At 72.1% G+C, this 11,607-nt stretch carries 9 protein-coding genes; 7 read left to right on the top strand and 2 right to left on the bottom strand.

Annotation, left to right across the window (positions count from 1 at the left end; translation table 11 throughout):
- The first annotated feature begins 75 nt into the window (after positions 1 to 75).
- Together ABME02_RS04080 and ABME02_RS04075 are read left to right on the top strand one after the other, a co-directional pair.
- Positions 76 to 1,323, top strand: a complete 1,248-nt coding sequence (locus ABME02_RS04080) for a hypothetical protein (protein ID WP_353814008.1) — start codon at positions 76 to 78, stop codon at positions 1,321 to 1,323.
- A 30-nt stretch (positions 1,324 to 1,353) separates the two neighbouring features.
- Positions 1,354 to 2,604 (top strand): hypothetical protein, encoded by a 1,251-nt coding sequence (locus ABME02_RS04075; protein WP_353814007.1) that lies wholly within the window; start codon positions 1,354 to 1,356, stop codon positions 2,602 to 2,604.
- Positions 2,605 to 2,610: 6 nt separating this feature from the next.
- Here the strand turns inward: ABME02_RS04075 and ABME02_RS04070 are convergent, their stop codons facing one another.
- Positions 2,611 to 5,499, bottom strand: coding sequence for a helix-turn-helix transcriptional regulator (locus tag ABME02_RS04070; protein ID WP_353814006.1), 2,889 nt, complete (start codon positions 5,497 to 5,499; stop codon positions 2,611 to 2,613).
- 93 nt (positions 5,500 to 5,592) lie between these two features.
- Between ABME02_RS04070 and ABME02_RS04065 the strand changes: the two genes are divergently transcribed.
- The 4 genes from ABME02_RS04065 (at position 5,593) to ABME02_RS04050 (ending at position 9,777) form a co-directional block, all read left to right on the top strand.
- Positions 5,593 to 6,933, top strand: coding sequence for a M20/M25/M40 family metallo-hydrolase (locus tag ABME02_RS04065; protein WP_353814005.1), 1,341 nt, complete (start codon positions 5,593 to 5,595; stop codon positions 6,931 to 6,933).
- Between the two features lie 101 nt (positions 6,934 to 7,034).
- On the top strand, positions 7,035 to 8,480 hold the full coding sequence (locus tag ABME02_RS04060; protein ID WP_353814004.1) for an MFS transporter: 1,446 nt from the start codon (positions 7,035 to 7,037) through the stop codon (positions 8,478 to 8,480).
- 84 nt (positions 8,481 to 8,564) lie between these two features.
- On the top strand, positions 8,565 to 8,882 hold the full coding sequence (locus ABME02_RS04055) for a Fic family protein (protein WP_353814003.1): 318 nt from the start codon (positions 8,565 to 8,567) through the stop codon (positions 8,880 to 8,882).
- Between the two features lie 304 nt (positions 8,883 to 9,186).
- Positions 9,187 to 9,777 carry a hypothetical protein gene (locus ABME02_RS04050; protein ID WP_353814002.1) on the top strand — a complete coding sequence of 197 codons (591 nt, stop codon included), beginning with the start codon at positions 9,187 to 9,189 and terminating at the stop codon, positions 9,775 to 9,777.
- Here the strand turns inward: ABME02_RS04050 and ABME02_RS04045 are convergent.
- Positions 9,745 to 10,194, bottom strand: a complete 450-nt coding sequence (locus tag ABME02_RS04045; protein WP_353814001.1) for a hypothetical protein — start codon at positions 10,192 to 10,194, stop codon at positions 9,745 to 9,747. The two genes, ABME02_RS04050 and ABME02_RS04045, sit on opposite strands and share 33 nt — an antisense overlap.
- 198 nt (positions 10,195 to 10,392) lie before the next feature.
- Between ABME02_RS04045 and dinB the strand changes: the two genes are divergently transcribed.
- Positions 10,393 to 11,589: a DNA polymerase IV gene (gene dinB / locus ABME02_RS04040; protein WP_353814396.1), complete on the top strand. Its 1,197-nt coding sequence runs from the start codon at positions 10,393 to 10,395 to the stop codon at positions 11,587 to 11,589.
- Positions 11,590 to 11,607: the final 18 nt, after the last annotated feature.

Genomic DNA, 11,607 nt, shown 5'->3' with positions numbered 1-11,607 from the left:
CAGTCGCGGCGGCTCGATCGCGCTTGACATGAATCATGATGCTAGTATCATTAGCACCAAAGCTCAGGTGTCCTGATGACCACCACGACTCACCTCCCACCGCAGCCGTCCGCTCCGGCCGAGCCGGACGAGGCCGGAACCCGCCGCCTGGTCGACGACGGCACTCCGAGTGCCGCACGCGTCCGCGACGTCGTCGACGAGACCGCCACGCGGCCACCGGTCGAGGTGCTCATCGACGAGGCGAAGCATCGAGCCCGACGGCGCCGGCTCGCCATCGGCGGAGTCGCGGCCGCGGTCGTGACCGTCGCCGCGATCTCCGTCACGGCGACGCTCGGCGGCGCAGCGCCCCCGGACGCTCCGGGCGCGGCGCTGAGCGACCCCGTGGGCGAGACTGCGCTCGGCATGTTCGAGCCGATGCGCGGTCGCATCGTCTGGGCCGCCGACGGGGAGTTGCGTGCCGTGGACCCGGCCGATCCGACGGACGTCCGACGAGTCGCCCTCCCCGACGAGGTGGACTCGTTGGCGATGGTGTCGGGTTGGTCGGCCGACGGGACGCGGCTCGCCCTCACCTCCGAGGATGCGGGGAGGCTCTACGTCCTCGATGCCCGAGGCACGGTCGACTCCGCCGGCGGAACCGGCTGCTGCCTCTTCGTGAGCGAACCCTGGCTCGCGCCCGATGGCGTCACCGTCGCCGAGTTCGTCGCGCCGGGCCGGCTGCAGCTCCGTGACGTCAGCGGGCTCATGGAACCGCGGCACGTCGATGTCGATCCCGTATTCGGGAGCGACGACGGCCCCGGCATCCTCGAGGGGGCCTGGTCACCGGACGGCACCCGGATCGCGCGCTGGGTCTACGAGGATGAAGTGACGTGGACCCGGCCGTCGATCCACGTCCTCGACCTCGCCACGGGAACCACTCGAGAACTGCTCCTTCCCGAGATCGACTTCATCCGGCACGCGACCTGGTCTCCGGACGGGAAGCGCCTCCTCATCGTCGCAGGCTGGTACCTCCAGGAGAACGGGGTGAACCTGACCGGTCCTCCGATCGGCCCGCAGAACACGAGCCTCTACGTCATCGACACCGAGGTCGACGCATCCGGTGCGGCCCGGGCCCCTGAGCCCATCGCGACGAGCCACTTCATCGCGGCCACCTGGGCACCTGGCGGCGAGCAGATCGCGGCCATCGACCACGCCGGCGGGCCGGGCGGGCACGGCATCGTCATCATGAACCGAGACGGGACGAACGCCGATCGGATCGTCCAGAGCCTGGGCACGAGGGCCTGGACCGGACTCGCGTGGCATCCGAATCCCGGCCCGGCGCAATAGGCTCCGCAGGCAACCGAAGCAGGTGCTCGAATGACCGTCACGACTCCGCTCCCACCCTCGCCGTCAGCTCCGACGCCACCGCATGACGCCGACGCGCCGGCTCGCCTCACCGCGAACCGTGCGGCGGAGGCTCCGCCCGCCGGGGTCGCCTTCGACGAGTCCGCCACGCGGGCGCCGGTCGAGGTCCTGATCGAGGAGGCTCGCCGCCACGGCCGCCGGCGCCGTGTCATCGTCGGTCTCGTCGCCGCCGCGGCCGTCGGCCTCGCCGCGATCTCCGTCTCGACGGCCCTCGGCACCGGGGGGCCGCTCGGCAGCCGGGGTGCGACGAGCCAGGTATCGATCGGCGAGGCGCCGCTCGGATGGTTCGCCCCGCTGGGCGGACGCATCGTCTGGGCCGCAGATCGAGAACTCCGGGCCGTCGATCCGGTCGACCCGACGGATGTCGCGCGCCTGGCGCTTCCAGACGCCGTCGATTCCAGGGCCGTCGTGTCGGGATGGTCCGCCGACGGGACGCGGCTCGCGTTGACCTCCGAGGACGCCGGACGCCGCTACCTCCTCGACGCACGCGGCGCGGTCGCATGGATCGGCCCGCTGCAGGGATGCTGCCTCTTCGTGAGGGAGTCCTGGCTCGCGCCGGACGGCGCCAGCACCCTCGACCTCGTCGCTCCGGACCGGCTCAGGCTCGACTCGCTGGACGATGCCGCGGCGGCCCGGCTGATCACGATCGCCCCACCGCTCGCCGCCGGCGAGAACGAGTGGGCCGACGCAACTGCGTGGTCGCCCGATGGCACGCACGTCGCCGTCGAGGTGATCCACGGCGACGGTCCCGAGTCGCGCCGGTCCATCCACCTCGTCGACCTCCGGACGGGAGCCACCGGGGAACTCGTCGGCCCGGTCTTCAGCCTCATCCGGCACATGGCCTGGTCCCCGGACGGCGCGCGCCTCCTCGTGACCGCTCGGACGTCGCCGTGGACGACGGGTGAGATGCAGTCGAATCCCCTCTACCGCCCGCTCGAGACGGACCTGTACCTGATCGACATCGCGCGCGCGACCTCGGGCGATCCGGCGGTGCCGGACCCCGTCGCGACCGGTTCGTTCATGGCGACCGCGTGGTCACCCGACGGCGAGTCGATCGCCGCCATCGACCAGGCGGTGGCCGGGCGGCACAGCGTCGTCGTGATGCGTCCCGACGGATCGGACCGACGCATCCTCGTCGAGCAGATGGGAACGGGCGACTTCACCGGGCTCGCCTGGCATCCCGTCGCGAACGACGCACGGTAGTCCCGGTCAAGGGGATCCCGGTCGGTCCGTCACGCCGGTCGACCGCGCGATCGCCGCGGCCTCCGTCCGACTCGCGGCGCCGAGCTTCCGGAGGATCGCCGACACGTGCACCGACACGGTCTTGACGCTGATGAAGAGCCGTTCGCCGATCTGGCGGTTCGAGTAGCCCTCCACGACGAGCGCGAGCACCTGCCGCTCGCGGGCCGTCAACTCATCGCCGCCGCCGGAGCGGTCCCCGCTGAGCCGCCCGCGTGCGGCGACCTCGTGGGCCATCCTCGTCACGAGGTGCGCGCCGATCTCCGCAGCCGATTCGCGAGCGGCGGCGAGGCTCTGCTCGGCCGCCTCGCGATCACCGGACTCGAGCTCCGCGATCGCGCGCTGCACGAGCGCATACCCGGCGAGGTGGCGCCATCCCGACCCCGACTCGAAGCGCGCCGCGGCACGACCGAACCCGGCGATGCGATCGTCGAGCTCGTCAGCGATCTCGGCCTCGCCCAGTTCCCGCCACGCGGCGGCCGGCTCCCACCCGTCGAACTCCGCCATCGCCGACCGGAGCTCCTCAGCCGTCCGCGAGGGCCGGCCGCCGCGGCGCGAGATCGCGCCGTGCGCGCGCGCAGCGAAGGCGAGCAGGCGCATCCGGTCGGTGGCGCGCTCCGTGCGCCCGTCCCAGAGGAGTGGCTCCACGGAGGCCCATGCGCGCTCGGGCTCGTCGAGCGCCAGGTGGAGCTCGCACTGGTCCCGCACCCAGCCGAATTCGATCTGTCGGTCGACGCGCGCGAGCTCGGTGTGGCGTTCCCTGATCTGCTCGACGAACTCGCGCGCATCGTCGATGGCGTCGGACCAGATCAGCGGCACGAGCTTCAGGTCCTCGAGGCCGAGGCGGAAGACGAGCGGCGTCTCGTACCGGAGGGCGCGGTCGATCAGCGTCTGCGCGCGATCCCAGTCGCCGAGGGCGATGAGCGGCTCGATCGCGTTCGTGGCGAGGATGGCGCCGACGTTGCCCTCCTCCCCGCGGCGGCGCGCCTCGTCCAGCGCCTCCCGCGCCACCTCGAGCGCATCGCGGTACCGGCCGAGCTTGATCAGCGTGTCCGAGCGGTTGATGGCGAGCCTGACCCGGGCGTCCCAGTCGTCCCCGGCGTACTCCCGTGCCCGTTCGAAGAGCTCGAGCGATCGGGCCACCTCCTCCGGCCCCGCGTCATCGAGGTCGGCCAGGGTCGTGGCGGCGATGTTCGCCGCAATGGATGCGGCGCGCCGACCGTCCTCGCCCGCGGCGAGTCCGTCCGCGACGGCGAGCATGCCCTGGTCGATGGCCTCGCGCAGGTCGCCGGCCAGCATGCGTCGCGCAGCGAGCTCAGAGCGCACGCGCGCCCTGACGGCCAGGGCGCGCGGGTCGTCACGATCGGCGACGAGGTCGAGTGCCTCGATGAGGACGTCGGCGGCACCCGGCATCCCCATCAGGCCCATGCCCAGTGCCTTCTCGAACAGGAGGTCCGCCAGTTCGACGGGGTCCTCCGGGTCGGCCAGCGAGATCCGGAGGTCGGACAACGCGACCGAACGCTCCATGTCGCCCGCCCGACGATGCGCCCGCGCCGTCCGGCCGGCCATCCCGGCGTGATCGACGCCCGCACGCCGCTCCGGCTCGTCCACGAGGTCCCACAGCTCCAGGCACCGCTCGCCCATCGCCGCCGCCGTCGTGAGCGCGTACGTCGCCGACGCCTCCTGCATCGCGGTCACGGCCGCGTCGAACGCCTCGGGGAAGCGGCGGGCTGCGAGCCAGTGCGTCGACACCTCCACCGAGACCCCGGGGCGGGCGGGACCCTCCGCGAGCACGCGCGCATAGGTCGCATGATGACGCGCGCGCTCACCGGGCAGCAACTCCGCGTCGACGACCTCGCGCACCAGTGCGTGCCGGAACGCGTAACCGGAGTCGTCTGCGACGACGAGGCCCACCTCGACGGCCTCGCGCATCGCGGAATCGAGTGCGGCCGGGTCGCCGCCGTGCACGCGCTCGAGCAGGTCGTGCTCGGCGCGTGCGCCGCCGACGGCCATGAGTCGCAGCACGGCTCGGGTCGCGGCCGAGGCCCGTTCGTAGCGCGCCGCGAGCAGGTCGCTCAACCGCCGAGGGAGCGCACCGCCGACGCCCGCGCCGAGCAGTTCCTCGACGAAGAACGGCACGCCGCCACTGCGCTCGAAGAGCACCGCGGCGTCCGACGCTGCATCGGTGTCCGCGACCATCCGCGACACCTCCTCGCGGGAGAGTCGCGGGAGCTCGAGTTCCGAGACCGACCTGAGGCGCTCGAGTTCCGCGAGGTCCTCGCGGAGCCGATGGCGCCTGGGGAGCTCGGCCGTCCGCGCGGTCATCACCAGCATGACCCGGCCGTCGTGGAGCATGCGCGCGAAGTACCCCAGCAACTGCATCGTCGGCGCATCCGCCCAGTGCACGTCCTCGACGACCACGACGACGGGGTCGACGTCCGAGATGCGCTCGACCATGCGGGTGAACTCGTCGTGCAGGCGGCCGACGCGGAGGTCCGTCTCCGGCGCTCCCCCGCCGAGCTCCGCCGGCAGCAGGGGTGCGACGGTGTCGAGCGACGGTCCGGCGGCCGCACGCACGACCTCCGCGCCGGCGAGGTCGACGAGAGAACGCATCACCGCGCGGATCGGGATGAACGGGGCGCCGTCGTCGCCGAGCTCCACGCACTGTCCCCGAGCGACCATCGCCGCGTCGTCGAGGACGCGGAGGAACTCCTCGACGAGGCGGGTCTTGCCGATTCCGGCCTCACCGCCCACCACGACGACCGTCGGGTCGCCATCGCGCGAGCGTGCGTACGCCTCGCGGAGCGCGTGCATCTCCGCATCGCGTCCGATCATGGCTGCCGTGGGGACCCCGGTCATCCGACTCATCATCCCACCGGGTCGGATGGATCGTCCGTGCCCCGCACGGGGGTGATCCATCCCGGCGTCATCCGGAGCCCTAGAGTGGGACGCATGTCCCACTCCCCCGTCGTGCGCGCCGGCGCTCCCGAGCGGTTGTCGCGCATGATCCGGCTCGAGACGGTGTCCGCCGAACTCGACGAGCGCGGCCTCGGCGACTTCGAGCGGTTCCGGGAACTCCTCGCCGAGCTGTACCCGCTCGTGCACGAGTACCTGTCGCTCGAGCGCGTCACCGACCTGGGACTGCTCTACCACTGGCGGGGCCGCGGCGACGGCGACCCGGTCGTGCTCATGGCGCACTTCGACGTGGTGCCGGCCGACGCGTCGCACGGGTGGACGTTCCCGCCGTTCGAGGGACGGATCCACGACGGATCGGTGTGGGGCCGCGGCACGCTCGACGACAAGGGACCGCTGCTGGTGCTGCTCGAGGCCGTCGAGAACCTGCTCGCCGAGGGATTCGTCCCCGCCCGCGACGTCTACCTCTCGTTCGGCGGCAACGAGGAATCGTACGGCGGCGCCGCGATCGCCGCCGCCGACCTCCTGCGCGAGCGGGGCGTCATCCCCTGGCTCGTGCTCGACGAGGGCGGTGCGGTCGTCGACGCGCCGCTGCCGTTCCTGAAGGTGCCCGCGGCGATGGTCGGCGTCGGCGAGAAGGGCGTCATGACCGTGCGCCTGCGGGCCCGCGGCGAGGGCGGGCACGCCTCGGCGCCGCCCCGCGTGACCGCGACGGGTCGGATCGCCCGAGCGGTCGCGCGACTCTCCCCCAACCCGTTCCCCAAGCGGATGCCGCGGTCGATGCGGTCGATGCTCTCCACCTTCACTCCGCACGCGAGGGGCGGCGCCCGCCTGCTCCTCCGCCTGCTGACCGCGCTCCCCCGGCTCACCGCGCACGTGTTCGCGCGGCTCGGCGGCGAACCCGCCGCGCTCGTGCAGACCACGGTCGCACCGACGATGCTCGGCGGCGGCTCGGCGGCGAACGTACTGCCCGCCGAGGCGTCCGCGACGATCAACCTCCGGGTGGCGATCGGCGAGGACGTGGCCTCCGTCGTCCGGCGCCTGCGTCGTGTCATCCGCGACCGCCACGTCGTCGTCGAGGTGCTCGAGGGCGATGAGCCGTCGCCCGAGTCACCGGTGGACGCCCCGCAGTTCCGTGCGATCGCCGACGCGGTCGCGGTCTCGTACCCCGACGCGATCACGGCACCGTACCTGATGATGGCGGCGACCGACTCGCGCCACTTCCACCGGTTCGCGCCGGCGGTCTACCGCTTCGCGCCGCTCGCGATGACGGCGAGCCAGCGCGCCTCCATCCACGGGGTCGACGAGCGCGTGGCCATCGACAGCCTCGAACGGGGGGAGCGGTTCCACCGTGCGCTCATCCGTTCGTTGCCGGAATGAGACATCCGACGCACTAGGGTGAATCCGCCCTCGGATCCGCCTCCGGATCGGCCCATGCACCACCCCGCCCCCTGCTCCACGACCCACCCGAAGGACCCGCAATGAAGCGCGCTGCGAAACTCGGACCCGTCGCCGCGATCGTCGGCTTCCTCGCCTTCGTCGAGTTCACGAGCGGCATCATCCAGGGCTACTACACGCCACTGCTGACCGACATCGCCCGCCACCTCGGCGTGCACGACGCCGACGTGAACTGGCTCGAGGGCTCGCAGCTCATGCTCTCCGCGCTCGTGGTGCCGGCGTTCGCGAAGCTCGGCGACATGGTCGGCCACAAGCGGATGCTGGTCTGGTCGACCGCGATCACGGCCGTCGCGTCGACGGCCCTCGCGTTCACCGACGTCTTCTGGGTGTTCCTCGTCGCATGGGCGCTGCAGGGCTTCTACGTGGTCTGGCTCCCGCTGGAGATCGCCCTGGTCTGGTCGCGCAGCCGGTCGGCCGACCGACCCGCGGCGATGACCCGACGGGCGGCGGGGCTCCTCGTCGCGGCGCTCGAGCTCGGCGCCATCGCCGGCGCGCTCTCCGCCGGCGCCCTCGCGGAGGCGCTGCCGATGCGCGTGCTGCTGCTGGTGCCGGCGGTCGCCGTCATCGCATGCTTCTTCGTGATCCTGTTCGGCGTGAAGGAGTCGCCCGACCTCACGGGCGGCACGCTCGACACGGGCGGTCTCGTCCTCATCTCCCTCGCGCTCATCCTGCTCACCGGCGGCCTGAGCTTCATGCGCCTGAACGGCCCCGCCGACGTGCTGTCGTGGGCGCTGGTGGCGCTCGGCGTACTGCTCGTCGTACCGTTCACGCGATACGAGCTGCGGCATCCGGACCCGCTCATCGACGTGCGCATGTTCCGCTCGCCGACGCTGTGGCCGGTCTTCCTCACCGCCGGCCTCTTCGGCGTCAGCGTGCTCGGCGCGCAGGCTCCGCTCTCGACGTTCGCCAGGACGGATGCCGCGACCTACGGCTACGGCCTCGGCGCGACGAGCTTCCAGACCTCGCTGCTGATCGGCTCGTACGTGCTCTCGCTCGTGGTCGGCGCCATGCTGTTCCCGTTCGTCACCCGCTGGGTGTCGCCTCGCGTGGCGCTCATCGGGGCGAGCACGCTGGTCTCGGTCGGCTACCTGCTCTTCCTGCCGTTCCACGATGCGTACTGGCAGGCGCTCACGAACATGATCATCGCGGGTATCGGCTCCGGGGCGCTCGTAGCGGCGCTCCCGGCGGCAGCCGCGGCCGCGGCCCCGCAGCAGCAGACGGGCGTCGCGACCGGCCTCACGAACTCGGTGAAGACCGTGGGCGGGGCGATCGCGTCATGCGTGTTCGGCATCGCGCTGCTCGGCGCGGCGGGCGAGGCCGCCACCGGCACCGCCGGGAGCTTCGCCGGCTACGTGACCGTCTGGCTCGTCTGCGGCCTGACCGCGGCCGTCGCCGCCGTCGTGCTCGCCTTCGTGCCGAAGCTCGCGTTCTCCGACGCCCCCGAGGTGGAGGCGGCCGCGGTCCGCTGACGCATCGCCGCGGCATCCGTCGACCGCAAGCCAGTCTCGCTTTTTCCTTGCACATAGCGGTTCATATGTAGGTAGACCTCGCGCGTGGTGTCCATGCTGCGCAACACGGGCCTCGCCACCTACACCACGGTGCCGCTCTCGGCCGGGCTGCTCGTCGACGTGAGCCGATACTTCGAGGCGCTCCGGGCCTTCCGCGACGGCGACGCGGGCCCGATCGCGCACAGCTTCGCCGACGCATCCCGCTATGCGGCAACCTCCGGACGCGCCCTGGTCGACGCGCTCGCCGACCAGCTCGAGGGCTCCCGGCAGAACCCCCGGCGTCAGGTCGGTTTCGAAGGCGTGGGCGCTTCTCCCTCGCCTGATCGCGCAGCCGATCGTCAACAGCCGGTACCTCACCCGTGAGCTCGGCTTCAGCGACGTCACCGCCAAGCGCAGGATCGAGACCCTCGTCGATCGCGGCATCCTCGTCGAGCGTTCCGGGCGGGCGCGCAATCGGATCTGGCAGCACACAGGCATCCTCGACGCGCTCGACGACTACGCCGCGGAGATCCGCCGCTCGACGCGTCATCGCTGAACTGGGTGTCGCGGCGACGCGTCCTCGCGGTCGACGCGACCGTCGCTCCGTTCCGGCCGAGTCCGGCCCGCCCCCGCGCGCAAAGGCCGTTCGGCCCGGTGCGCCATCCGGTCGCCCGGCAGGCTGGGACGCATGACCTCGAACTCGCCGGAGATCCCGCGCCATATGCCGCGACGGCGTGAGCCGCGCGGTCCCGCGGCGCGACGATTCGGCTTCGCGGTCGCGGTGTTCGTGAACCTGCTGCTGCTCTACCTGGGCAACGTCTGGCCGGGGTGGCAGGTGCTCCCGTTCCTCACTGCCGAGACCGCCGAGGTCCTCCCCTGGATCAACGCCTCCCTCGCGACCGGCGTCCTCGTCAACCTGATCGACCTCGTCTTCGACCAGGCATGGCTGAAGGCGCTCGGCGACGTCGCGACGACCAGCGTCGGCCTCGCCGCCACGATCCAGCTCTGGGCGGTCTTCCCCTTCGACTTCGGCGCCTCGACCTTCCCGTGGGAGATCGTCGTGCGCACGCTCCTCATCCTCGCGATCGTGGGATCCGCGATCGGCATCATCGCGGCGGGCGTCGCGTTCGTGCGCGCCCTGGTCAGGGGGCCGGATGCCGCGACTCGCCGCTCCCGACGGCAGGCGACCCGCCGCAGGATCCAGGCTCGACGAGGTGGTCGACGTCGCCGGGCAACCGCGTGCGACTCAGCCCTCCTCGTTCTCGCGCAGCGCGCGTGAACGCTCTTCGGCGAGCGAACCGATGACCCCGTTGCGCTTGGCTTCGGTGATCCACTTGCCCGCCGTCTGCGCGTCGACCCCGTGCAGCGCCGCGATGGCCTCGCGCGGTGTCAGGCCCGCGAGCACCGCCTTTCGGTAGAGCCGCCCCACCTCGGCGTCGAACTCCTCGGACCCGCCGCGGGGACGCCGCAGGGGTCGCTCCGACGTGAACGCCTCCAGCCAGCGCGCATCGACCTCGGGCGAGTTCATGCCTGCGGCCTGGACCGCGTCGGCCCATCCGATGCCGCGGAGCAGGTCGCCGGTCAGACGCACGCCCTCCGGCGCGATCACGGTCATCGTGCGTCCGTCATCGCCGAACTCGATCGTCCAGCCGGGAAGCTGCGATGGGTGCTCGGTGATCCTGCGCAGCTTCGGCATGAGGTGTTCCTCTCGTAGCGGCTTGGATGCTTCGCATACCAGAAGTACTCAGGCGTGTGGTCGTTCGTCAACCATCGCCGACCCCCATTTCTGGTGTGAATCTGCACGCGACCACCCTCCCTCGTCGTGTCGACGGAGCATCTCGTGTCCCCGGTGCGTGCGACGATCCGCGTGACGGATGATCGGCGGGAGGACGGGATGCGGGGCGAGGCGACCGTGCTGCACGCCGATCTCGATGCGTTCTACGCCTCGGTCGAGCAGCGCGACGCGCCCGAGCTGCGCGGCCGGCCAGTCATCGTCGGTGGCGGGGTCGTCCTGGCGGCGAGCTACGAGGCGAAGGCCCGCGGGGTGCGCACCGCGATGGGCGGCCGGCATGCTCGGGACCTCTGCCCGGATGCGGTCGTCGTCCCGCCGCGGATGGAGGCGTACTCGGAGGCCAGTCGAGCCGTGTTCGCGATCTTCCGCGACACGACGCCGTTCGTCGAGGGACTCTCCATCGACGAGGCGTTCCTGGAGGTCGGCGGCCTTCGGCGCATCGCGGGCACGCCCGAGCACATCGCGATTCGATTGCGCGAGCGGGTCCGTGCGGAGGTCGGGCTGGCCATCTCGGTCGGGATCGCGCGGACCAAGTTCCTCGCGAAGGTCGCAAGCGCGGTGAGCAAGCCCGACGGGCTCCTGGTCGTCGAGCCCGAGCGGGAGTCCGCGTTCCTCCTCCCATTGCCGGTGGAACGGCTGTGGGGCGTCGGGGCGGTCACTGCGGAGAAGCTGCACCGCCTCGGCATCCGTACCGTCGGACAATTGGCGGAGCTCGAAGCCGCGACCGCGGAGCGACTGCTTGGCCGAGCGGCGGGTGCGCACCTGCACGCGCTCGCACGGCTTCGAGATCCGCGCCCGGTCGACGCCGCGCACCGCCGCGGGTCCATCGGCTCGCAACGCGCGCTCGGCACGCACCCCCGGACGGCCGATGAGCTCGACCGCATCCTGACCCAGATCATCGACCGACTTGCCCGCCGGCTCCGCGACGGCGATCGGGGGTGCCGCACGGTCGTGCTGCGACTCCGCTACGGCGACTTCGCGAGGGCCACCCGATCTCGCACCCTCCGTTCCGCGACCGACCGCACCGCGGTCCTGCTCGCGATCGCGCGAGAACTGCTCGCCGCCGCCCTGCCCGAGATCGCCGAGCGCGGCATCACCCTGGTCGGCGTCTCGTTCTCCCATCTGGCCCGCGGCGACCGCCTCCAGCCCGAGCTGCCGATCGACTGGGACGAGGGCGAGCGCCTCGACACGGTGCTCGACGCCGTCCGCGATCGCTTCGGCGCGACCTCCGTCGCCCGTGCAGCGCAGCTCGGTCGCGATCCGGGATGGTCGGCACCGATGCTGCCCGAACACGAGTGAGTCGTGTCCACTCGTCGG

Origin of the sequence: Agromyces zhanjiangensis (genome assembly GCF_040496055.1) — a bacterium.
Lineage (GTDB): Bacteria > Actinomycetota > Actinomycetes > Actinomycetales > Microbacteriaceae > Agromyces > Agromyces zhanjiangensis.
Note: the sequence above shows the minus strand (reverse complement) of the source record. Positions and strands in the feature narration are given on the sequence as shown.